The sequence below is a fragment of the Cohnella nanjingensis genome, from assembly GCF_014212125.1.
GTDB classification, from domain to species: Bacteria; Bacillota; Bacilli; order Paenibacillales; family Paenibacillaceae; genus Cohnella; species Cohnella nanjingensis.
Genome location: NZ_JACJVP010000011.1, coordinates 16,041 through 41,345 on the forward strand (window position 1 = coordinate 16,041; position 25,305 = coordinate 41,345).

17 protein-coding genes are annotated in these 25,305 nt (G+C 54.6%); 16 read left to right on the forward strand and 1 reads right to left on the reverse strand.

What is annotated here, in order from left to right:
• Positions 1–334: 334 nt before the first annotated feature.
• Complete coding sequence (locus tag H7C19_RS35190; RefSeq protein WP_281384837.1) at positions 335–457, reverse strand: hypothetical protein; 123 nt, start codon at positions 455–457, stop codon at positions 335–337.
• 123 nt (positions 458–580) lie between these two features.
• Here H7C19_RS35190 and H7C19_RS08105 point away from each other — a divergent pair, with 123 nt between their 5' ends.
• From H7C19_RS08105 to H7C19_RS08180, 16 genes are all read left to right on the forward strand, one after another.
• Positions 581–2,308, forward strand: a complete 1,728-nt coding sequence (locus H7C19_RS08105; protein ID WP_185142143.1) for a sensor histidine kinase — start codon at positions 581–583, stop codon at positions 2,306–2,308.
• A gap of 11 nt (positions 2,309–2,319) precedes the next feature.
• Positions 2,320–3,879 carry a response regulator gene (locus H7C19_RS08110; protein ID WP_246469385.1) on the forward strand — a complete coding sequence of 520 codons (1,560 nt, stop codon included), beginning with the start codon at positions 2,320–2,322 and terminating at the stop codon, positions 3,877–3,879.
• Positions 3,880–4,056: 177 nt separating this feature from the next.
• On the forward strand, positions 4,057–4,977 hold the full coding sequence (locus H7C19_RS08115; RefSeq protein ID WP_185142145.1) for an ABC transporter permease: 921 nt from the start codon (positions 4,057–4,059) through the stop codon (positions 4,975–4,977).
• A gap of 17 nt (positions 4,978–4,994) precedes the next feature.
• Positions 4,995–5,924, forward strand: coding sequence for a carbohydrate ABC transporter permease (locus H7C19_RS08120; RefSeq protein WP_376775337.1), 930 nt, complete (start codon positions 4,995–4,997; stop codon positions 5,922–5,924).
• Between the two features lie 97 nt (positions 5,925–6,021).
• Positions 6,022–7,524, forward strand: coding sequence for an ABC transporter substrate-binding protein (locus tag H7C19_RS08125; RefSeq protein WP_246469372.1), 1,503 nt, complete (start codon positions 6,022–6,024; stop codon positions 7,522–7,524).
• A gap of 15 nt (positions 7,525–7,539) precedes the next feature.
• Entirely contained in the window at positions 7,540–8,490 is a 951-nt protein-coding gene (locus tag H7C19_RS08130; protein WP_185142148.1) for a dihydrodipicolinate synthase family protein, read from the forward strand.
• The gene (locus tag H7C19_RS08135; RefSeq protein ID WP_185142149.1) at positions 8,480–10,117 is read left to right on the forward strand and encodes an extracellular solute-binding protein; all 1,638 of its coding nucleotides are present in this window, start codon (positions 8,480–8,482) and stop codon (positions 10,115–10,117) included. Before H7C19_RS08130 ends, H7C19_RS08135 begins: the two co-directional genes overlap by 11 nt.
• Before the next feature lie 47 nt (positions 10,118–10,164).
• Positions 10,165–11,067 carry an ABC transporter permease gene (locus tag H7C19_RS08140; RefSeq protein ID WP_185142150.1) on the forward strand — a complete coding sequence of 301 codons (903 nt, stop codon included), beginning with the start codon at positions 10,165–10,167 and terminating at the stop codon, positions 11,065–11,067.
• Positions 11,068–11,109: 42 nt separating this feature from the next.
• Positions 11,110–12,012 (forward strand): carbohydrate ABC transporter permease, encoded by a 903-nt coding sequence (locus H7C19_RS08145; RefSeq protein WP_185142151.1) that lies wholly within the window; start codon positions 11,110–11,112, stop codon positions 12,010–12,012.
• A gap of 13 nt (positions 12,013–12,025) precedes the next feature.
• Positions 12,026–13,246 carry a sialidase family protein gene (locus tag H7C19_RS08150; RefSeq protein WP_185142152.1) on the forward strand — a complete coding sequence of 407 codons (1,221 nt, stop codon included), beginning with the start codon at positions 12,026–12,028 and terminating at the stop codon, positions 13,244–13,246.
• A gap of 137 nt (positions 13,247–13,383) precedes the next feature.
• On the forward strand, positions 13,384–15,633 hold the full coding sequence (locus H7C19_RS08155) for a LamG-like jellyroll fold domain-containing protein (protein ID WP_185142153.1): 2,250 nt from the start codon (positions 13,384–13,386) through the stop codon (positions 15,631–15,633).
• A gap of 252 nt (positions 15,634–15,885) precedes the next feature.
• Complete coding sequence (locus H7C19_RS08160) at positions 15,886–16,938, forward strand: LacI family DNA-binding transcriptional regulator (protein WP_185142154.1); 1,053 nt, start codon at positions 15,886–15,888, stop codon at positions 16,936–16,938.
• A gap of 272 nt (positions 16,939–17,210) precedes the next feature.
• The gene (locus tag H7C19_RS08165; RefSeq protein ID WP_185142361.1) at positions 17,211–18,566 is read left to right on the forward strand and encodes a glycoside hydrolase family 64 protein; all 1,356 of its coding nucleotides are present in this window, start codon (positions 17,211–17,213) and stop codon (positions 18,564–18,566) included.
• 181 nt (positions 18,567–18,747) lie between these two features.
• Complete coding sequence (locus H7C19_RS08170) at positions 18,748–23,664, forward strand: carbohydrate binding domain-containing protein (RefSeq protein WP_185142155.1); 4,917 nt, start codon at positions 18,748–18,750, stop codon at positions 23,662–23,664.
• A 190-nt stretch (positions 23,665–23,854) separates the two neighbouring features.
• Positions 23,855–24,187, forward strand: coding sequence for a DUF3024 domain-containing protein (locus tag H7C19_RS08175; RefSeq protein ID WP_246469373.1), 333 nt, complete (start codon positions 23,855–23,857; stop codon positions 24,185–24,187).
• Positions 24,188–24,261: 74 nt separating this feature from the next.
• Complete coding sequence (locus H7C19_RS08180; protein ID WP_185142157.1) at positions 24,262–25,260, forward strand: LacI family DNA-binding transcriptional regulator; 999 nt, start codon at positions 24,262–24,264, stop codon at positions 25,258–25,260.
• The last annotated feature ends 45 nt before the right edge of the window (positions 25,261–25,305 follow it).

Here is a 25,305-nt window from a genome sequence, read left to right on the forward strand (position 1 = left end):
ATCCATTCTCAGATTGTTAGGGTGTTTCAGCGCATATTCGGCCAACCCGGTAAACAGCCGGCAGTGGCGGGATGCAAGGTATGGCTGTGCTTTTCGGCGAATGTGCAATATCGCCGACGCAAGCAACTGGACCGATGTATATGCAACTGTGTCGGGAAGAGGCGGACTCGATGAAATCAGCTTCAATCCTGTTGCCGCCAGATACGTAAGGGTATATGGCATGCAAAGAGTCACAACGTACGGCTATTCCATCTGGAAATTGGAAGTTTACTAGACCGAAGGAGCCAACATCCCGAGATGTTGGCTCCTTCTTTGTGGAAAGTGAGACTGGGGATTAACGGGCTCCGCTCAGACCGGCCAGTTCGGCCGAATCCGAAATGTGCACGCCCTCCTGCAAGTTCTCGCGAATGTAATCGGCCGCTTTCGTAATCTTAAGCGCCTGCTGGTCCGTCTGCATATGCTCGAGGAGGAACAAGACCAGAACCTCAATCTTCTGAAGCGTTATTTGTAATTTTCACGAATATAGCAGGAATCCATTTTCACTTGTCGAAAGACTTTACCTTAAAGTGAGGTCGGGCAAATGAAGAAAGGAAGATTAGGTAAGCAGTATACCCCATACACATACAAGATGCTGATCCCTTATCTGATTCTCGTTTTGCTGACGGATGTGGTGATCGGCTATATTTCCTATACCTTGCTCATTGAATCGAGAACGGAAATGGCGGAAACCAATATACGGACCGCCCTGGAACAAACGAAGATCAACATGAAATACCAAATGGAAGAAATACAACGGATGTCCGACACGTTGTTCACCAGCATTTCGTTCCAGAACGCCCTTCAGATGACGGGAGAACCTTTGGACGTCATGCTGAAAATGAGAGATGAGATCGTCCCCCAGATGAAAGCGCCGCTTCTCTTGTTCGGGAACAATATCCGTCTGGTGCTCTATTCCGCAAACGAAGAGATGTATGAAGTTTCCGGCGATGATATGTCGACTCCGCTCCAAAGGCGGGACTATTATGTTCTTTCCGCCCGAAGTATTGAAAACAGCGGATGGTTCCATTCTTTGCAATCTTCAAAGAAAGACAACGCATGGGTTCAGATAGATTCGGATCGGGAATTGAACCACATTTCGCATTTCCGCAAATTGATTTCATCCACCGGTTATTCCTCCGTCATCGGCTATGTGCGTGCGATCGTCCGGCTGGAAGATCTTCTGGGCGGCTTCGAGACCTTCCCGATTGAAGAAGGAATTAGCCTTCGTCTGATTGACGCAGCTTCAGGGACGACGATGTATCGACGAGGGTACGCGGACGAGCGCATCCGCGAAGGATCTGACTTAACGATACAAGAGGTGATTCCCGGTACAAGCTTTGTCATCGAAACCTTGGTGCCGCATGCTTACCTGAACAAGGATGCCGGCAGGATGCAGCGGGCCATCGGCACCGTTTGTTCGATCAGTTTCCTGGTGATGGCTTGCATCGGACTCGTTGTGGCCCGGCTTTCCGGCAAGAAGATGAAACGAATCGTCATGTTGGTCAGATCGTTCCAGGAAGGCAATTTCCATAAGCGGATCGAATTTTCCGGAAACGATGAATTCGTACATATCGCCGATTCATTCAACGTGATGGCACGGAGCATCCAAGATCTGATCCGGAACGTGTACATTCAAGGTATCGAGAAAAAGCAGGCCGAGCTGGACGCCCTCCAATCCCAAATTAATCCGCATTTTCTCTATAATACGTTATCGACGATCGGGAGTCTGGCGAACTTGGGCGAAACCCGGAAGGTTACGGAAATGGTCAAAGGACTTGCCAGATTTTACAGGCTGACGCTGAATGGAGGAAATGTTTATGTGCCGCTTGAACGGGAATTGGAGCAGGTGGAGACGTACCTGGAGATTCAGCGGGTGAAATATGCGGATAACTTTACGGTTTATATGGATATCGATCCGGAGATCAAACAGATTCGGGTGATGAAATTAATTTTGCAGCCGTTCGTGGAAAATATTTTTAAGCATGCTTGGTTCGGGGAAACGATTGCCATCCGGATAACCGGACAACGAGTAAAGGACAGCATCGAGCTCAAGATCATCGATAACGGAATCGGAATGAAACCCGAAACCTTGCAGCGAATGCGTTCTGCCCGTAATCATGCAAACGGGTATGGCCTGAAAAATGTCGAGGATCGGATCAAGCTGAGATACGGAAACGATTTCGGCATCCATATCGCCAGCATATACGGGGCGGGAACAACGGTACGGATTCTTCTTCCCATCGATCGCGCAGAGGAGAATGAGACTTGAATATTAACATGATGCTGGTGGATGACGAAGATGTCGATTTGGAATGGTTGAGGCGCAGAGTGGCGGCGATTCCGCTTCCATCCTTGCATATTGCCGGGACGGCCAAGAACGGGTTCGCCGCTCTGGAGATCATGGAGCGGGAACGGATCGATATGATTCTCTCGGATATCCGCATGCCGATCATGTCGGGCTTGGAATTTACGCGGAAGGCGATAGCGATCAATCCGCTTGTCCGCATCATCTTCATTAGCGGCCATCAAGATTTCCAATATGCGAAAGAAGCGATACAGTTAAATGCCTCCGGTTATCTGCTCAAGCCCGTGGACGACGACGAGCTGCAGGAAACGTTGACCGGGCTTTGCGCCAAAATCGAGAAAGAGCGGGAGCACGATCTTTCCCTGACGGAGACGTTGGCGCTGGTCCATCAGGAGCTCTTGCTTCGGTGGTTTAACGAAACGACGCCGGGTCCGATCGAAGCGCATATCAGAGCCTTTCTTGACCCGCTGCTTCACGGCGGAGCCGTCGTTTCCATGATCGAGATCGATGATTCGGCGTGGAAGATCGGGACGATGGCGGAAGAGGACAGGCGACTGCTTTCCGACCGGATGACGAATTTTATCCGGCAGTTCGCGGATGAGAGAAATTTAGGAAACGTGATCATGGGCTATGATTTTCGTTTTGTCCTCCTTTCCGCCTTACAGGAAGAGCACCTCACCGCGCTCCTGGGCGAGCTGATTCAAGCATTCAGCGATGCGTTTCCGTTTACCCTGACGATTGGCATGGGGATGTATACGACGAAGATGGATCAGCTGCATGATTCCTACCGCCAGGCACAGGCAGCGCTGAGCATCAAATGGATATTGGGTAAAAAACGGTTGATCCGCGATGCTTCCGAGTGGTCGCCTAAAGAAAAGATGGCTTCCAAGTCTGAAGAAATCATGGATCGGATGCTGCGGGCGATGCTGGAATATGATCTGATGACAATTGACGACTGTCTGCTTGCGCTTTTCCAAGGAGACGAGCCGTTATCCCGAAAAAACGAAGTCTACGACCTCATCATCCGGATGACCTCGAAGCTGCATGCGGATTTACAGCAAATGAACGAGAACTTATATGAGCTTCTGGAATGGGATTCGCATCAACCTCAGATTCTCTTCCAATTCGAAACGGTACACGATATTCTGTCTTGGCTGAGAAGAAGGTTCTTCGAGTTGTCCGAGCTGCTGTATGTGAAGAGGCAAAGACAGAAGCGCAAGCTGATCGATGAAATTACGCGCTACGTCGAAAGCAGAATGGACCAGAAGGTCACGTTAAACGAAGTTGCCGCACATTTCGACTTTACGCCGAATTATCTCGGCCAGCTGTTCAAAGCCGAAACGAACGTGCTGTTCAGCGATTTTCTGATGGATATGCGCATGAAGCGCGTCAGCGAGCTGCTGCTGGACCCTACCCTGAAAATTTATGAGATTGCGGATCGCGCAGGCTATAAGAATATCATTTATTTCAATAGACAGTTCAAGCAGTGGGCGGGGATGTCCCCGGGAGAATACCGGAAAAAGATGAAGGTTTAGTGGTTCAGATGGCGGATGTTTGCAAGCATGGCTCGGATCCCAGGCGGATCCGGGCCCTATTTTATTGCCTTTTGCAGCCGGATCGTTGAAATCGTATTGGTTTTCGTTGTTCCCCTCAATGCGATTTCGAACGAATCCTCTTTATAATAACGACAGAGAAGAGAGAGGAGAGTGCGGATGAATCGACGCGGATTCTGGGGCGATGTTGTCCGATACAGAATCATACTGCTGATGCTGGCACCGGCTGTTTTGTATTATCTGCTTTTTGCTTACGTGCCGATGGGCGGGATTATACTGGCATTCAAACATTACGATTACGCGGGCGGCGTCTTCGGAAGCCCTTGGAACGGACTGGATAACATCCGTTTCTTCTTTGAATCCGGGGATGCATGGAGAGTCACAAGGAACACGGTGCTCTATAATGCCGCATTTATCGTGGTCAATAACGCTCTGCAAATCATGGCGGCCATCTTCTTGTTCGAGGTCGGGGGCAAGTGGTTCCGCAAACTGATGCAATCCGCTTTGTTCCTCCCTTATTTCATTTCCTGGGTCGTGGTAGGCTCGATCGCTTACAATTTGCTGAATTACAACATCGGCACCGTCAACGTCTGGCTCAAAGGGATGGGGTTCGAACCGGTCGACATCTATAATACGCCTTCTTACTGGCCGTTCATTCTTGTTCTGATCGCCGCTTGGAAGGTGTTGGGATACGGAACGGTCATGTACCTGGCCGCGATAACGGGCATCGATACCGAAATGTATGAAGCGGCGGAGATCGACGGAGCCAACATATTCCAGCGCGTGATGAAGGTGACCCTTCCCAACCTGTATCCGACGATCATCATTTTGGTACTGCTGGCGATAGGGAATATTTTCCGAGGCGACTTCGGGATGTTCTATAACCTGGTCGGCAATAACGGGGTATTGTTCGCTGCAACGGACGTGATCGACACCTTTGTGTTCCGGTCGCTGCTAATGACGAACGAAATCGGCATGTCGGCTGCCGTTGGCGCGTATCAGTCCGTCCTCGGATTCGTAACGATTCTGCTGGTCAATTATGCGGTTCGCAGACATGACAAAGACCGCGCTTTATTCTGAACATGGAGGTCACCCCGGTGAGCGCTTCCGAGATTCGCTTGGATCAGAACCTAACCAAAGCCGTCGGACAACAAACGGACCGCCGTTTATTCGCTGCCATCGGCTATGTCGTCCTTGCCATTCTAGCGATTGTGTGTCTGTTTCCTTTTCTGCTGATCATCTCCTCTTCCCTGACGAAGGAAAGCGTAATTGCGATAGAGGGATTTCAGCTATTCCCGACTGCGTTCTCTTTGGAGGCTTACGGCATTCTGTTTCAATATCCCGAACAGATGATCAGAGCTTATGCGGTGACGATATCCGTCACCCTGCTCGGCACGATAACGGGTCTGTTGCTGACGGCGATGACCGCTTATTGTCTTTCCAGAAAAGACTTCAAATGGCGGAATGCGTTTTCCTTCTACTTTTTCTTTACGACCTTGTTTAACGGGGGACTTGTTCCTTGGTATTTGCTCATGGTGAATTACCTGCATTTGAAAGATACGATGCTCGCTTTAATCATGCCCATGCTGTTCAACGTTTTCTATATCGTGGTGATGAAATCTTTTATGAGCCAGGTACCCGAAGCGATCGTCGAATCGGCGAAATTGGACGGAGCAGGCGACTTTCTGATCTTCATTCGTTTGATCGTTCCGCTGTCCAAGCCCGCGCTCGCCACCATCGGTTTGTTTCTGGCGCTGGGATATTGGAATGATTGGTACCATGCCTTGCTGTTCGTATCCGATGAGAAGTTGATGCCCCTGCAATACTACCTGTATAAAATGCTCGGCAACTTGGATGGGATGCGGAAGGCCATGGCGGAGTCGGGAGCCGTGATGACGACGAACATGCCGACGGAAAGCTTGAAGATGGCGATGACGATCGTGGCGTGCGGTCCCATTTTGATCGCCTACCCGTTCATTCAGAAATATTTCGTGCAAGGTCTGACGATTGGCGCCGTAAAAGGATGATTCCGGGGAGACCCGGTTTATCAAAATACAACGAAGGGGAATCGCGGTCATGCAGAAGAGGAAACAGATTTTGCTCGCACTTGTTTTAACGTTGGTCATGATTCTAAGCGCTTGCGGCGGCAGTGACAAGGGAGCCGAGGAACCCGCAAAAACGGCAGATCATCCGCAGACGGCCGAGCAAGGCGGGAAAGCGGATTCTTCCAAGGAAGTGAAGCTGAAGATGGTCTTCCTTGGTCCGAAGCCGGTCGATTACGATAAGGTGTTTGCGGCCGTCAACGACAAGCTCAAGCCGAAAATCAACGCGACGATTGAAGCCGAGTTTCTGGATTGGTCCGATTGGGCGCAGAAATATCCGCTCAAGCTGGCGGCCGACGAAAATTTCGACCTGATCTATTCCGCCAACTGGGCCGGATACAGCGATCAGGCATTGAAGGGGGGATTTCTTGAATTAACGGACGAGATGCTTTCGACTTATGCGCCCATGACGTGGAAAGCGATGCCGAAGATCAGCTGGGAGCAAGCCAAAGTGAACGGCAAGATCTATATGGTTCCTTCCAATAAACCGGGATATGTGGAAAAGCTGATTTTGTACCGCGAAGATTTGCGCAAGAAATATGGCTTGCCCGAAATCAATAGCCCGGAAACATTCGCCGAATATTTGAAGGGGATCGCCAAGAACGAACCGGGCATGATGCCGTTCACTCCGGAAGCCGGGGATTGGAAACTGCACAATCTGGATCGGATCATGCTCAAGCAAAAGAATGACTGGAGCATGCCGGATCTCGATCTGCCGCTAGCCTTTACATTGGCGGATAGCAAAGGGCAAGTTTTCAACGTTTACGAAAGACAGGAGTTCAAGGACCTCTTAACCTATTACAAAGACCTCTCGGACCATCATGCATGGTCGAAGAACGTGTTGAACAATAAAAACGATTATATGCAGGACTTTAAAGATGGAAAAACGGCAGCCGTGACGCAAAATTTGGACACGCTTGGCGCCAAAATGGCCGAAATCCGCAGGGACAAACCGGAGTATGAAGCGGCATTGGCGGATCTTACGCCGAACAACAAGAAGTCGGTATCGATCTCTACGCAGAACGGGACCTCGATCCATGCGACGTCCAAAAATCCGGAACGCGCACTCCTATTTATCGACCTGATGCAGAACGACAAAGAACTGCACGATCTGATCATGCACGGGATTGCCGATACGCATTACAAGCCCGTAGGCGATGATAAATTCGAATCGACCAGCCAGAATGCGAACTATTCGGGTTATTCCAAATGGGGCTTCGACTCGCCGTTAAACCGGGTAAATGTATCGTTCCCGCAGGAAGCCACCGATATGGCGAAAATATGGGAAGGAAAAGTGCTCCACTATCCGCTAGAAACGTTTGTCTTCAACAATGCCAATGTGAAAACCGAAGTGGCGAATGTGAGCAACGTGATGCTCCGGTATGCGGTTCCGCTGGAATACGGAGTCATCCCGGATATCGACAAAGGTTTGGCCGAGCTGAACAAACAGATGAAAGCCGCCGGGATCGACAAAATTCAAAAGGAAATGCAATCGCAAATCGATGCTTTCCTGGCGAAACAGTAAGGGGGAGCAAGCCATATGAGTATCAAGAGCGGGGTTTATCCGACCATGATTACCCCTTTTAACGACAATAAGGAGATCGATTACTCCGCATTAGAGCAGTTCGTGGAATGGCTCATCGTTCATGGCGTGCAAGGACTGTTCGCGGTATGCCAGTCTAGCGAAATGTTCGCTTTGTCCCTGGAGGAACGCGTGCAGCTGGCGAGGTTCGTGGCGGAGAGGGCGGCAGGACGCGTTCAGGTCATCGCTTCGGGCCACATATCGGATGGGGCTGCGAATCAGGTGGAGGAGATCCGGCGGATCTCTTCCACCGGCATCGACGCGTTCGTGTTGGTCAGCAACCGTCTGGCTGCCGCCGAAGAGTCGGACGACGTGTGGAAACGAAATGCCGAAAAGATTTTATCGTCGGTACCTGACGTCGCTTTTGGCATTTACGAGTGTCCCTACCCTTACAAGCGGTTGCTTTCTCCCGATTTATTGAAGTGGTGCGCGGAGACGGGGCGGTTTCTCTTCCTGAAGGATACCTGCTGCGAACCGGAGCAGCTCGAGGCGAAGCTGAACGCGGTGAGGGGTACACCCTTAAAGCTGTTCAACGCCAACGCGGCTACGCTGTTGAAATCGCTGGACCTGGGAGCGTCCGGATACAGCGGCGTCATGGCCAATTTCCATCCCGATTTGTACGTCCGACTGCTCGAATTGCAGCGGAGCGATCCGGATTCAGCGGCCCGGCTGCAGGACTTCCTCGGTCTGGCATCCGCGCTCGAACGGCAGCCTTATCCGCTGAATGCCAAGTATCATCTACTTTTGGAAGGGCTTCCAATCGGTCTGCAAGGACGTTCCGGCGGCAATATCGGCCTGAGTGCGTCCATGCAGCTGGAGATCGAGCAGCTTAGAGGAATGGAGCAGCAAGTACGAGCCATGTTTCATCCATCTCATCCTATGATAGGGGGAGTATCGCATGAGAAGTAAGGGGGCCAGATGGATCGCAGGCGTCTTGAGTATCGCCATCATCGGCGGCGCATTGATCGGCTGCACCGGCACGAAGCAAGACGAAGGCAACAAGCCGGCGGCCGACAGCCCATTGCTTGACGGCGGCATCACGAACGCGACAGGTTTCCCGATCACGAAAGAGCCGATCACGTTAACGGTGGGCATTGCTTACGGGGCCCATATGGGCGATATCACGAAAAATAACATCTGGAAGAAAATCGAAGAGAAAACGAACATTAAAATCAACCTGAAAGTGTACAGCGATGCGGAAAAAGCGAACTTGATGTTCAGCAGCCGGGATTACCCGGATATCGGGTTCAGAATGGACGCTTCCGGACAGGCGATGTCGGATGCGATCGATGCGGGAGATATCGTGAGCATGGATGATCTTCTGCAATATGCGCCGACCTGGAAGAAGTTTTTCGAGACGAATCCGGAGCTGAAGAAGCAGGCGATCATGCCGGATGGCAAATTGTACGGTTTTCCTTATGCGGTATTGAACGAAACCTCCTATAACCTGCGGGATCAATGGTTTATCAATCAGAAATGGTTGGATGAATTGGGCCTCCAAATCCCGACGACCACGGAGGAATTCAAGAACGTACTGATGGCATTCAAACAAAATGCGGGCAAGGGCTCGATTCCCCAGAACGTCATCCCTTACTACATTTTATATGGCAATAACATAGGCGGCCAATTCGACATGTACGGGACGTTCGGCGTGTATGCACCCGGCAGCTACTATATCGTAGAGGACGGAAAGTACAAGTCGCAGGCGACGAATCCCGATCTCAAAGAACCGATCAAGTTTATGGCCGATTTGTACAAGAACGGCTTGATCGTTCCGGAAGCGTTTACGGATGATTGGGGACGATATACGGCTGCCATTTCCTCCACTCCACCTTTGGTCGGTTCGATGACCTCTTTCGTCGATCAAGGACAAAATTTCAAGGACGGAAAGTGGTGGACGCCCATGGCGCCGCTTAAGTCTCCAAACGGCAAGGATCCCCTCATCCGTCGTCAGACCAAGAGCATCTGGCCGAGGAACTTCGTCATCTTCAAGAACAACAAGTATCCCGTGGCATCGGCAAGATTGGCGGAGCTGCTGGCGGATCCGGAATGGTCTTTAACGGAGAACTTCGGCAGCGAGGGCATATGGTGGAAGAAAAACGCCGACGGCAAGTACGAATTGCTGAATCCGACCAGCGAGGTGGCGGATGCCGATAAACCGCTTAGCAATTATGGAATCGCGCTTCTCGATGAAGAGATGTTCAACGACAAAATCGTCAATGACAATTTTACCAAAGAAGGAACGCGTGAATGGGCATACGTCCATATTTACAAGAAATATTTGCCCGCCAAAGATTTGAACTATCCTCCATTGCCCAGCGGTTTGTTAAGCGACATGGAAAAGCAGAGAATGACCGATTTGGGCCAATCTCTGAACGACTACATCAAGACGACGATTGCCAACTGGATTTCCGGCAAAGGCGACGTCGACGCTGATTGGGATGCCTATACGAAGAAATTGCAGCAGTTGGGCTTGGATGAATATATCGAATTGAATCAGAAACAACTGGATGCCGCAAGCAAGTTAGGGGGGTGAGACGGCAAATGGACCGAATGTTCCCGCGTTAGGCAAGGAGGGAGAAAATGATCGATCGAGTGAAAGAGAATATCGGCCTTTACATCTTGGTGCTTCCCGCATTGCTCTATGTCATCCTGTTCGATTACATGCCCTTATACGGCGTACTGATTGCATTCGAGAACTTTAAGCCGATCAAGGGGATATGGGGCAGCGACTGGATCGGATTGTATCATTTCGAACGATTCATGCACTTGGATATATTCTGGGTACTGATCAAAAATACGTTATCTTTAAGCGTTTACTCGCTCCTTGCGGGCTTTCCGATTCCCATCATCCTTGCTTTGGCGCTGAACAGCGTTCGGAGCGAGAGATTCAAGAAAGTCGTGCAGACCGTTACGTATGCGCCCCATTTCATTTCGACGGTGATTCTGGTCGGGATGCTGAACGTGTTTCTTTCTCCCAGGTTGGGCGTTGTCAGTCAACTGCTCAACTCGGCCGGCATGATGAACGGGCCGCTCATGATCTTGACGAATCCGGATGCCTTCAGCCATCTGTACGTCTGGTCGGGCATATGGCAGGGAGTGGGTTGGGGAAGCATTATCTACCTGGCGGCTCTGTCGGGGGTCGATCCTTCTCTGCACGAGGCGGCGAAGGTCGACGGAGCGAACAAGTTTCATCTCGCCTGGCATGTTGATTTGCCTTCGATCAGGCCGACGATTGTCACTTTATTGATTCTCAGCTGCGGAGGCATATTGGGCATCGGGTTCGAGAAAGCGTTTCTGATGCAGAACTCCCTGAATCTGAGCGCCTCCGAAGTGATATCGACTTATGTGTACAAGAGCGGATTGCTGCAATCCCAATACAGCTTCTCCGCGGCGGTCGGACTGTTTAATTCGGCGATCAATTTGACCCTCTTGCTGACTGTCAACAAATTGGCCAAGAAATTCGGTCAGAGCGGGATCTTCTAAACGGATGCTTCCGCTCTGCAACAACCTGGAGGAGGGGGAACTGTGAACGCCGAAGTGCGCAGAAGCAGGGCGGATGTCGTATACGATACCGTAAACGTTGCATTTTTGGCTCTGCTGCTGATAATCGTGCTGTACCCGTTATATTTCGTCGTGATCGCGTCATTCAGCGACCCTTCCGCTGTCGGAACGGGCAAAGTGATTTTATTTCCCAAGGGGTTTAATTTCAACGGGTACGACTTGATTTTCAAATACGATCAATTATGGGTCGGTTACCGGAACACGGTAATCTATACGATCGGGGGGACGGCGCTCAGCGTCTCCCTGACCCTGATGACCGCTTATGCGTTCTCGCGCAAGGATATGGCCGGGCGGGGGTTTATCGTGACGCTGTTCATCATTCCGATGTTTATTCACGGAGGCCTCATTCCAACCTATCTGCTTGTACGGGAAATGCATATGATCGACAATCCGCTCATCGTGATGATTCTCGGCTGCGTCAGCATGTGGAACATTATTATCACCCGCACGTTCTTCCAAACGACGATTCCGCAAGAGTTGTTCGAAGCCGCGAAGATCGACGGGTGCGGCAACATCGGTTATTTCACGAAAGTCGTGCTGCCGCTTTCCAAGGCCATCATCGCCGTGCTCGTCGTGTTCTCGGCGGTCGGGCAATGGAACTCGTTCTTCAATGCCTTGATTTACTTGAATGACAGAAATTTGATTCCGCTGCAATTGGTGCTCAGGGAGATTCTGACCAGCCAAACGCAGATGATGCAACAGCTCGAACTCGGTATCGGGGATCAGGATATGGCGGAGAAAACGTTCTTGGCCGAATCCGTCAAATACGGCATCATCATCGTCTCGAGTCTTCCCGTTCTCTGTATTTATCCGTTTGCCCAGAAGTATTTCGTCAAAGGCGTCATGATCGGTTCACTGAAAGGTTAGGAGGCCGAACGGAATGAAAACGCTTGCGAATGATCTTGTTAAAATCTATGAATCCAGCGATCCGTCATCCGTCTACTGCTACAGCCCGGGCATTGCCCGCCTTCCCTCGGGTCGGCTGGTGGCGACCATGGATCTTGGCGGCCCGGGCGTGCAGGCGCCTTACGGGAAAATATTCACTTCCGACGATCGGGGGAAATCATGGACACACCGGGGAGACTATCCGTTCGTCCATGCCCGGCCATTCGTCGCCGGCCGCTCCTTATACGTGTTAGGCCACAGTGGCGACCTGATGGTCATCCGCTCCGACGATGACGGAGAGAGCTGGACGGAACCGGCCGCCCTAACGAGCGGAGGCGAACAGTGGCATCAAGCGCCGTGCAACGTTCATTATGCGAACGGCTCGGTGTACTTGGTCATGGAGAAACGTCTTCATGGCAAGATCGAAGTGTGGGCGGTCGGCGAATTGGCGCCGGTGCTGATGCGCGGCAAGACGGACGCGGATCTGACCCGCGCCGAGAACTGGACATTCGCTTCGGAGCTGGCCTTCTGCGATGCGGTCCCTGCAGAGACGTTGGATTACTTCGGCGTTCCGTTCTTTCATGACGATCCGAAGCGGTATATCGACGTTGCGCCGGGCAGAGGCTGCGCCGCGGCAGGATGGCTGGAGACGAATGTCGTTCAATTCACCGATCCCGATCATTATTGGCACGATCCGAGCGGACGTACGTTCCATCTGTGGATGCGGGCGCATACGGGCGGAAGCGGCTATGCCGCAATCGCCAAGGTCGTCGAACAGGATGACGGTTCCATGATAACGATGCTCGAGCACGTTCCTTCCGGCAAACAGGTCGTATTCGTTCCTTGCCCGGGCGGACAAATGAAATTCCACATGCTCTATGACGAAGTGACCCGGTTGTACTGGCTGCTCAGCACGCAAGCAACGGACAGCATGACCCGGGCGGAACGGCTGCCCGCAGACCGTTACAACCTGCCGAACAACGAGCGGTCCCGGCTGCAGCTTCATTATTCGCGCAACTGCATCGATTGGTGCTTTGCCGGCCTTGTCGCGGAAGGACCGTCAGCCCGGCATTCCCGTCATTACGCTTCGATGGCCATCGACGGCGAGGATCTGCATATCCTCAGCCGATCGGGCGATGAGCGGGCCTATAGCGCCCATAACGGCAATTTCATTTCTTTTCACACCGTCGCGAATTTTCGTGAGCTCGTTTATTAAATCGATCAAAGGAGGAATTTTTAATGAAACGGCAGGCACCATGGAAAAGCCGAGCTTTAACGGTCTTGTTCACAGCGATTCTCGTTATGTTTGCTGGTATCCCTGCCGCATTCGCTAATAATTACCAGGACGCACTCTTGTCTCAGATCGATTATTCCGATCCCGGCACAGGCAATTACGTGGCAAGTCCGAGCCTTGTGAAGCTCTCCGACGGCACGCTGCTAGCGAGCGACGATTACGGCCCGCTGCATCCGGATATCGGAACGACGCGGGTGTTCCGTTCCACGGATCAGGGAGCAACCTGGTCGCAAACGGCAACGCTCGAAGGACAATATTGGAGTACGCTGTTCGAGCATAACGGGGCCGTATATTTGCTCGGTACCGACACAGGCCTCGGCTCGATCGTCATCCGCAAAAGCACGGACGGCGGTCTGACATGGAGCGCTGCCTCCGTACTCTACCAAGAGACCAGCGGAAAGCAATATCACTGCGCGCCTACGCCGGTGTTGAACGTGAACGGGCGGTTGTACAAAGGATTCGAAGAACTGAATCAGTGGGGAATGTGGGCCTTCGTCGTTTCCGTGCCGGAGACGGCCGATCTGATGGACCCCGCGAATTGGACCAAATCCAATCAATCGGATGTAAATCTATATATTGAAGGGAATGCCGTAATCGGACCGGACGGGCAAGTGTGGGACGTACTCCGGCGCTCGGTCATCAATCGCGCAGGCATATACAAGCTCGGAGCGGACAACAAGACGTTCACCAAATACGGGGAGTTCGACATGCCCGGCGGAGACGTGAAATTCACCATCCGCTACGATTCCGTGTCCGGCAAGTATATCGCGCTTGTCAATGAGCATACCGACTACAACGTCACCCAGAATAACCAGCGCAACGTGCTGTCGCTGATCTATTCCACGGACCTTGTCCATTGGACTCGCGGTAAGCTGCTTATCCAAGAGGACGAGAATTTGAGCTGGGCGGATTCCGTCGCGAAAGTCGGCTTCCAATACGTCGATTGGCAATTCGACGGCGACGATCTGATCTATGTCTCCCGTACCTCCTACAACGGCGCGAACTCCAAGCACAACGCCAACCGCATGACCTTCCATCGTCTTGACGATTTCCGCAACGCGCTGCAGCCGGCCTCATTAGTCGGCGACTACTCCTTTAACGGCCGCACGGAAGACGATTCGGCCCAGGGGAATCATCCGATCCGCGTCGGAACAAGCGGATACGCGGACGGCAAGTCCGGGCAGGCGATCGTGATGGACGGGACGGATTACCTCGATATGCATTACATGATCGGCAACGAAATCGCCAATGCCGATGCCGTATCGGTCAGCGTCTGGATTAATCCGAGCCAAATGCCGGCGGCGGGGACCCGCTATGATATCCTCGGTACGCGTATTGACGGCGCGCAGGAGGGCCTTGAACTCAGCATCGACTCCAATGCGGTTCGGCTAGGCGCGCGAAGCGATAAGGCGGATGCTTACCAGAGCAAGAGCGTTGCCTTTAACAGCCCGAACGAATGGCATCATGTCGTAGGAGTCGTGGATTATAAGAATAAATCCATCAAGTTGTATCTGGACAAAGTGGAGCAGTCTCCTGGCGGAACATTCTCTTTTAGCCGGAATGATTACCGGCGTTATTCCCCGACTCAGGAGGACCGCATCGGGGGCAATCCCGGCGGGGGCAGCAACTTCGTAGGCAGGCTGGACGAATTGAAGATCTATCGCAAAGCGTTGACGGAATCGGAAATCGACAGCTTGTACGATCATGTGAACGCAGGAAGCCAGGGAGTACCGGGAAAAGCGGTGTTGTCCGATGACAATGGGGATGACACGGGAATTGAAGACGGAAATTACAACATCCATATGAACCTCTGGTGGGGAAATAACGGCAAAACCTATAAGCTGTATGAGAATGACGTCTTGATCGACACCAAAACGCTATCGGATCATTCGCCGAATGCCCAATCGACGGTTACTTCCGTTACCTACCGCATGAACGGCACCTATCGTTATTATGCCGAGCTCACCAACGCGTACGGCACGACGAGAAGCGACGTTCTGACCGTCACGGTCACGGATGCGGCGCCGGCCAAACCGGTGCTCGCCCAAGACAACTGGGACGGGGGCGGCAATTTCAACGTCACGATGAACATGTGGTGGGGGACCAATGGGACAACCTATCGTCTATATGAGAATGACGTATTGATCGATACGAAGGAGCTGACCGCGCAAACGCCGAATGCGCAATCGGCCGTGACCGCGATCCGGGGAAGGCAGAACGGCACCTATACGTATCGCTGTGAATTGAGCAACTATGCGGGAACGACGTCCGGCGATATGATGACGGTGCAAGTCACGTCCGGCGGGTGATGATCGAAATGTAATGGGTAAGCGCATCCTAAGGAAGAGCGCCGGAGCCTGCCATGATGCGGCAGGCTTCTTTGCTATGATTGAATTTATGTGTTTAAGGGAAGGCGGGGAGACCACGCGTGCCCATCAAGGGATTTCGTGTATTGTCCCTGCATCAAATCACGGAAGCGGCACCGGCTGAATCTTGACCGTCCTTTCGGGTTCCGCTAGACTTGATTTAATTGTCAAACTTTGATGAACGGGATGTATGCAATGGATAGCTTCGATATCGCCAGACTGGCCGGCGTATCCAGAAAAACGGTTCAGCGCGTGCTGAATCATGCCGCCAACGTCAAGCCGGAGACGCGCGAGAAGGTGCTGCGCGTCATGGAGACGCACCGGTACGAGCCGAACGCGGCCGCCCGCAAGCTGTCCGCGCGCAAGTCGCATACGGTCGGCTTGTTTATCGTGCAGGATGCCACCAAATATACGCTGCATACGGACGATCTCTTCTTCGGCGCGGTGATCGGCGCTATCATCAGCCGCGCTGCGACGCTCGGCTACAATACGCTGGTCATGATGCTGGATATCGCCGATCCCGAGCCGCTGTTCAGCCTGTATCGGCAGAAGAGCATCGACGGAGGCTTTATCGTCAGCTGGTCGGACTTGCGGGAGATCGTCGGCCGGATGCGGGAAGCCCGCTATGAAGTCGGGGTATTCGAAGAAGGTTTCTTTCGCGACGCGCCGCAGGGCGTGCCCATCCCGCGCCTCGACAACTACCGCGGCGCGGGCGAGGTCGCGAGGTATTTGGCGGGGCTCGGCCATCGGCGGATCGGCATCGTCACCGGCGACATGGACAACCACACCGCCAGGGAACGGTTCCGCGGCTTCACGGACGCGCTGCGCGAATTAGAGTTGCCTATACATGAAGACAGCGTTCACTACGGCGCCTTCACGGAAGCGGACGGCGAACGGGCGGTGGAGCGATGGCTGAGCGAGGACCGGTTGCCGGAGGCCGTGTTCTGCAGCAACGATCTGATGGCCTACGGCGCGCTCAAGGCGCTTGCCCGGCACCGGATTCCCGTGCCCGAAGCGATATCCGTCGTCGGCTTCGACGATCTGCTCGTCTCGGCGTACATGCATCCGCCGCTCACGACGATGAAAGCTCCCAGGGTGGAAATGGCGGTGCAAACGGCCGACCGGTTGATCGCGAGGCTGGAGGGGCGGGACGAAGAATCGCTGGCGAAGGAAGTCTTTAGGGCGGAGCTCGTCGAGAGATCGTCATGCGCGCCGGCACGACGAAGCGACAGCATTCGTCAAGGTTAGCCGTTGACAGGGCAGAGGTCGGCGGCTTATATTCTAGTTGAAAATGTCCCACGTGAGACATAATGGACCGACAGATGGATTTGACCCTTTGCGCGTCATCAAATCGCCGCAGACGGATATCGCCGCATCCCGTCCATCCGCGGGAGGGCTGTCCGAGGCGCACGAGGAAGAGGGTGGTTCATGGGAAGAACGAGGAATGGCAAAGTGAGGGCGTAGACGATCCTACAAGCATGCTGCGTGACGAATCGATCATTCTAAGGAAGGTGCGAATGATGAGGAGAAAAACGTTATGGCTGCTGTTAACCCTGCTTATGGCCATTGGTTTTCCGATGTACGCTTCCCGCGTCGCCGCGGCCGATTACACGCAAGGCATGTCCGTCTCGGGCTCCACGGCGACGATCTGGTTCTCGTCCTCCGTCAACACGTCTTGGGTCGACGTGCACTATCAGGTGAACGGCGGTACCCAGCAGAACTTCCGCATGACCTACAATTCGGGACTTGCCCGCTATGAGAAGCAGGTCACGGTCGTCGCTTCCGGCAACGTATTGACGTATTCCTTTACTTATAACAACGGGACGCCCGCTTACGACACGCCCACCTTCTCTTATACGATCGGGAGCGGCAACGGCGGCGGGGGCAATCCGGGCACGGGAATCGGTTCGATTCCCGCTTCCTCGATTCCGACGCCAACCGGCAGCGGGGCCGTGTCGCTCAAAGTCATGAACGGCACGAACGGCGCCTATGGCGACGCGCAGATCTACTGGGGCGTACTCGGCATCAATCCGGCGAACAACGCCTGGAGCTACCTCGATCTGAACGGCAATCTGATCGCGATCTCGACGGCGCTGAACGACGCAGCCGGGCATTTGACGAAGAACGGCCAGAACTACGCGAACATCTACCACAAAGTCAGCGACGCGAGCTGGGTCAACTTGCCGAAGATCACCGCAGGCCGGCTGTTCCTCTGCGTCGGGACGCCGTGTTACATCAAGACGTTCAACGACGGCTTCGCCGGTCCGGACATCAACAATCCGACCGATCCGAATCAGAACGTCTATTTCGATTTCGTTGAATTTACGGTGGACGCTGCCGGTTACCACGGAAATACGACCCGCGTCGACGCGTTCGGCTTTCCGATTCAGCACCGGCTCGTCAATCGCGCCGGCAATTACGACCGGACGGTCGGCGAGCCCGAGACCGAGACGCGCGCCGGCTTGTTCACGGCATATTCGAACGAAGTGCCGGCGGCGTTCAAATCGCTAGGCACGTTGCAAGCGCCTTATCGGATCGTAGCGCCGATCCACGGGTCGTTCGCCGCGGGGGGCGCCAACGCCAACTACTTCGCCGGTTATTCCGGCTACAACACCCAAGATATTTTGCGCTGCGACAACAGCGTCACCGATGCGTCCGTCTGCGCGGCGATCAATCGCCACGTCTACACGAGCTCGAACTGGAACAACGTCGCGACTTACTACCAAGCGGCGCCGGCCAACTATTACGCGAAGTTCTGGCACGATCACGGCATCGACCGTCTTGCTTACGGGTTCGCCTATGACGATGTGAACGGGCAAGCATCGTATCTTGAGGTCGGAGATCCGAAGGGGCTGATCGTTCGGGTCGGCTGGTAGCGGTACGGCAGGTCCTGCTTCGATAACGGGATACCCGGAGGCTAAGGAAGGCATCCGGGTATTCCGCCGCCGAACCTAATCCATTGACAATCCTGCGAAGAGGGAGCTATATATCCAAAATGTCCCACGTGATACATTTTTGAATCTCATTTTGCAAGCGATTTCATAGAGGAGGAGAACCATGAAGCTGCACCGTTTTTCTACTAGAGCCGCATCGGCTGCACTGGCGGCCGTATTGGCTTTTGGCCCGGCAGCAAGCGGCAGCGCTCAGGCCGCTAGTGCCGTCAAAGCGCCCGTCTCTCACTGGGCGGATCGTTCCTTGGAGAGATGGACGCAGGCCGGCATCTTGCAAGGCTATCCGGACGGCACGCTGAAGCCGGAACGGCCGATCACGCGCGCGGAATTCGCGGCTGTCGTCAATCGGCTGTTCGCCTTCACGGCCCGCTCGGACGCGGCGATTCCCGATGCGCCTAGCGCTTGGGCGGCCGCCGAGATGGCGAAGGCGTTCGCCGCTGGCTACTTGTCGCCGGATAGCGCGGGGAGAGCCGACCCGGGACGGGCGATGACGCGCGCCGAAGCTTCGTTGGCGCTGAACCGGCTGTTCGAGCTGCAAGCGCCGGCGAATGCTGACGATGCCGGCTGGCCCGACCTGAACGGGCTGAACGAAGAGACCGTCGGCGCCATCCGTGGACTGACGGCGAACGGGTACATCCAGGGCTTGCCAGGCGGTACGTTTGGACCGAACCGCATCCTGACCCGCGCGGAGCTGGCGACGATCGCCGATCGGCTGATCGCGCTGCTGGTCCGGGACAAGGGAACGGTTCAACCGGGCGCCGTGACCGGCAATGCCGTCGTCAACGCCGACGGAGCCGTCTTGAACGATGCCGACATCTCCGGCAATCTTTATCTGACGCCCGGCATTGGCGAAGGACGGACGTCGCTGAATCGGACCGCGGTAACGGGGACGACCTTCGTCCGGGGAGGCGGCGTTCACGGCATCGAGCTTACGGATGCCAAGCTGGGCGATGTCGCGGTCGAGAAGGACAACGATCAGGTACGGCTGCACGCGGCAGGCCGAACCACGATCGGGAACGTCCGGTTCGATCGAGGCGGAACGCTGGAAGCGGACGACGCGGCGTCGGACGGCATCTCCGGCGTAGAGATCTCCTCCGGCGCCAAAGAGGTTCACTTAAAGGGGAAATTCGCCCGTGTCGCGACGGTGCCGCATGGTACGGAACAGGTGCTGCTCGTCCTCTCGGGACATGCGGCCGAACTGGTCCTGGACGGCAGCGTTCGGATTCGACTGGCAGACGGCGCCGTAATCGACAAGCTGCGGGTCTCCAAGAGCGCAGCCGGTTCCTGGATCGAAGGCAAGGGACGGGTCGGGAAAGTCGAGGACCTCTCGGGTTCGTTCGCCAATCGTCTGGAGGTCGGCAGCGGCGGAGGGAGCGGAACGACGCCGACGTCTACGCCGACACCAACATCAACGCCGACGTCTACGCCGACACCAACATCAACGCCAACGCCAACCCCAACGCCAACACCGACGCCAATACCGACCCCAACGCCGACGCCGACCCCAACGCCATCCCCCGGCACGAGCGATTGGCAGCTGGTCTGGAGCGACGAGTTCAGTGGCGGAACCATCGATTCGTCAAAGTGGACATACGATACGACCAACGGATCGTCCGTCGGCAATCCGGGCTGGGGGAACAACGAGTTGGAGTATTACACCGACCGCCCCGACAACGCGAAGGTGGAGGATGGCCAACTGGTCATCACGGCGCGGAAAGAATCGTACGGAGGCATGCCTTATACGTCCGCCCGGTTGAAGACGCGCGGGCTGTTCAGCCAAGCCTACGGGAAATTCGAGATCCGCGCCAAAGCGCCGACGGGCAAAGGCCTCTGGCCCGCCATCTGGATGCTCCCGGAGAACTACGAATACGGCACATGGGCCGCTTCCGGCGAGATCGACATCATGGAAGGCTGGGGAAGCAAGCCGGGCACGATCGCGGGCACCATTCATTACGGCGAGCAATGGCCGGGCAACGTCTATTCCGGCAACAGCTACGATCTGCCGAACAACGGCACGATCGCGGATTTCCACACGTACGCGTTGGAATGGGAGCCGAACGAGATGCGGTGGTACGTGGACGGGAAGCTATATTCCACCAAGAACGACTGGTACAGCAAAGGCGTCGGCCAGCATGACAATTACGCTTATCCGGCTCCGTTCGATCAACCGTTCCATTTGCTGCTCAATCTGGCCGTAGGCGGCAACTTCGACGGCAACCCGACGGAGGAGACGTCGTTCCCGGCCCGGATGGAAGTCGATTACGTACGAGTCTATGCCAAAGACCGGTACGGTCCGGCGACTCCGCCCGTCTATGCCAAGGAAGCGTATGCGCCCGGATCCCGTCTGCCGCAGGGGCCGGACCAAGATCTGGTGTACAACGGAGGGTTCAAGGATAACGTCGACGGAGATGCAGGCATGGGCACGCCGGGCACGGCGTACTGGGCATTCTACAAGGATCCCGGCGCCTCCGGCTCGGTGACGATCGACAATATCGGAGGAACCAACTACGCGCACGTCTCGATTGCGAGCGCAGGCGGCAATTCCTATTCGATTCAGCCGCAGGCCATCGTCGCGCTCGCCAAAGGACGGTCTTACAAGCTGACGTTCGACGCCAAGACCGACACGACCCGGAATATGACGGTTCGGTTGACCGGCGGCGCATCGCGGGGGTTCGCGGCTTACTCGCAATCGCTGAACGCCGCCTTGACCTCGGACTTCCGTTCCTATGAGATGATGTTCCAGATGAAGGAGGCATCGGACGCGGCCGCGCGCATCGAGTTCAACATGGGGACGGACGCGCATCCCGTCTGGTTCGGCAATGCGAAGCTGGTCGAGATCGACGGCATTCCGTTCGACCACGATTCCGCGAAGCAGCCGCAGGAGGACGGCAATCACGCGTACAACGGCACGTTCGATCAGGGCGAGCCGAACCGGATGAGCTACTGGCATCTGGAGACCTCCGAGGGCGCTTCCGCAACCGCCTCCGTTCCGAGCAACCCGGCATCGGAGCGCAAGCTGAACTTATCGATCACAGGCGGCGGCACCGCCGCGGGAGACGTGAAGCTGCTGCAGAAAGGGCTGCTCCTGCTGCAGGACAACGATTACGCGCTCAGCTTCGATGCCATGGCCTCGACCGCCAGAACCGTCCAGGTCGGCTTGTACCGCAAAGACGGCTCGCCGATGGCCGTTCGCGACGTACAGATCCCCTCGTCCACGGGAACGGTTACGGCCTCGTTCGAGCATCTGGAGGGAGAGACGGATCCGGAAGCTCAGCTCGTCTTTCTCTTGGGCGGCACGCCGGGCAGCCTGCAGATCGACAATGTGAAGCTGCTGCGCACAAGCGTGCACTTCGATCCGGACACCGTCTTCTATCCGCTTCGCAACGGGGATTTCGGCGACGGTCTCGACGCCTGGGAAACTTCGGGCAACGATGACCAGTCCGGCGCGGCCGGTGCCGGCGCGATTCGCTTGGCGACGGCGGCAGAGGGAGCCAAGATCACCGTAGACAACCAGGGCGGCAAGCCGTGGAACGCGCTCCTGTTCCAGAGCGGAATTCCGGTGAAGGCAAACGTTCCGTACGAGCTCAGCTTCGAAGCCCGCTCCACGGTCGATCGGCCGATGGAAGTGGTGGTGGAGAACGCCGGCCCGAGGCAGCTTGACCAGACCGTCCAGCTGACGAACGAGAAGACCGTTTACGCGTTTGAATTCAAGCCGGGCAAGAGCGAGAACGTCGGCCTGAAGTTTTTGCTGGGCCTCATCCATGAAGGCGATCCGAAGCTCGCCTCGCACGACGTCTATCTCGGCAACATCGCCTTGAAGGTGAAAAACGCGCCCGTGGCACAGCCGCCGTCCTTGCGGAAGGACGCTTCCGACAACGTGCTGGGACGCGACATCGAGATCGCGTTTGCGGATCGGGAGGATTGGCGGTCGAAGGTAACGAAGGTCGCCATTGACGGAATCGCCTTAAGCGGCGATCAATACGAGCTCTCGGCGGGGCTGCTCAAGCTTCGCGCCGACTGCTTTACCGCGCCAGGCAGCCATATCGTTTCGGTTGCGGCTGCGGGCTACGCCGAGACTACCGTTGCGCAATCGATTCTGTCCGATGACGGCAATCTCGTCGTCAACGGGGATTTTGCGGGCGGCACCAGCCGTTGGCTAACTTGGTCCGGCGAAGGCGGAGCGGCCGAACTGACGGTCGCGAACGGCGTCGGTTCGGTAGCCGTAACGGCCAAGGGCGGTCCGACTTGGGCGAATCAGCTGTACCAAGAGGGTATTCCGATGTCGGCGGGCAAGACGTACGAGCTCCGCTTCGAAGCCGCCTCTACGGTGGATCGGCCGATTACGGTGGAGTTCACCAATACGACGGCGGGCGCGCAATCGTTCATCCTGACGTCTCAGATGACCACCTTTACCAAGACCTTTACCGTGGCAACCGGAGCTCCGCTCAAGCTGAACTTCCTGCTCGGGAATGTCACGGTCGGAGATGCGATCACGCCGGACGGCGTCCATACGATTCGCTTGGACGACATCTCGGTCAAGGAAGTCGAGGCGCCTGTCCCTACAGGCCATGAGCTGCTGAACGGCACGTTCGACGGCGGCATCGAGCACTGGAGCCTGTTCAAGAAAGCGGGCGAATCCGATGCTTCGATGGAGGTGGAGGACGGGGTTCTGAACGTCCGATGGACGAATGATGACGGCTACGAGATCTGGGCTACGCAGGTGTATCAGGACAATCTGGCGATGAAGGCAGGCAAGTCGTATACCCTCTCTCTGAAGATCAAATCGTCGAACGACAAGGATATTTTCGTCTCGCTCGAGAATGGCGCGAACTCCGGCATTCAGTACTTGCCGGCCCAATCGGTTCATCTGATCGGAGGCGCAGACTTCCAGACCGTCTCGTTCGATTTGGTCATCGGGGCGGAAGCCGTCTCGAACGGCAAGCTCGTCTTCCAGATGGGAGGCAACCATCCCGTTTCCCACACGATCAGTCTGGACGATATCGTGCTGATCGAGAAGCCTTAACGCGCTTCAAGGTATCCAAAATGGGTTTCCGAACTGCTTTTGCGGGCAGTTTGGAAACCTTTTTTATTTCCTGTTTAACCGATTAGGTGGAACTTAAGGCTTCAATGTAGTATGAATATATTAACCGCATCGGTTCATGAGAAGATTATCAATATCATTGCGATCTAGGAAAACAAACGAGGTGAAGTCTATGCTGGATGTATTTACGAAAAGAAGAATCGAGAAGATCATGGATGAATATACGGAGAGGAAAGTTCCAAAGCATGTTCGAGACCAAATGAAGTTAAGTTATAAGATCAGAGGCAATAGCGTTACGCTGATGGAAGAAAGACCCGCCTATAGGGGGGATGGGTGGGTGCAATATCATATCGCTCAATTTCGGTTAGACCAAAGTAAATGGAAGATTTATTGGCAAGATAGCAAGGATAAATGGCATTTCGTAGAGGATTATGAGCCGGACGAAGTTTTTGAAAAACAATTAAGGGCGGTAGATCAAGATAGAAGTGGAATGTTTTGGGGCTGAAGATTGATTACTAATTGTAAGTCTTTCATTAAAAATGCTATACTTGTGAAAATGGACGTTGAAGGAGCAGAAAAGTGAACATTTACGATATTGCGAAAGAGGCGGGAGTGTCCATCGCGACGGTATCCCGCGTGCTGAATAATCCCGCCGCGGTCAGCGCGAAGACGCGGGAGAAAGTGACCGCGATCATGAACCAGGCCAATTTTACGCCCAAGCTTGGTACGAATCAGGGCAAATCCAAGGATTTGGCCTTTTTTACGTCATCCTCTTCCATTCAGGTCGAAAACAGCATCATCGCCGGAATCGCGGAGGTCGCGTTCTTCGAGAAATTGAGCATCAAGCTATGCTCCATCGACGATTTGCCGAGAAAATCCGCGGACCTGGCCTCCTATTTCGCCGATAAAGGGATCGGCGGTGCGATTTTCACGACGGTTCCGTACACGGAAGAACACTATCGCGACATCACCAAAGCGGTTCCTTGCGTTCTTCTGTTCAATCAAATTAACGAGCACTCGGTGAATTATATCCGCGCGGATCATTATAAGGCAGGCTATATGGCGATCGACCATTTGCTGCAGATGAACCATACCCGCATTGCCATCGTGGACGAATTCCGGTCACCCGATCATCGCGATCGGCTTCGCGGAGCCATGGAAGCCATTGCGACTAATAAGCTTGAAGGATTCGACGAGAACCACCTGATCAACGTGACGCACTTGAACGAGATCGATATGTGCCTGCAGATCGACTATTATCTGGAGCGTTATCCGGAGACGACGGCGCTGTTCGTAGCCAACGATAACTTCGTGCCGACGCTTTACCGCCATTTCCGCACGAAGGGCATTCGGGTTCCGGACGACTTCTCGATTATCGGAGCCGACGATGTCCCCGGGAGCGCGGATTTATACCCGCCGCTTACGACCGTCAGGCAGCCCGTTAAGCAAATGAGCATCAAGGCCGCGCAATATTTGAGCGATATGATCCATGGTCTGAAAGCGGCAGAGCAGCCGATGCAGGAAATTTTCGACGTTCAGTTGATCGTTAGAGCCTCAACCAGGAAGCTGCCAGATTAATTTTGGGCGAATGGATTGACAGAATGTTCGAAACGAACATATAAT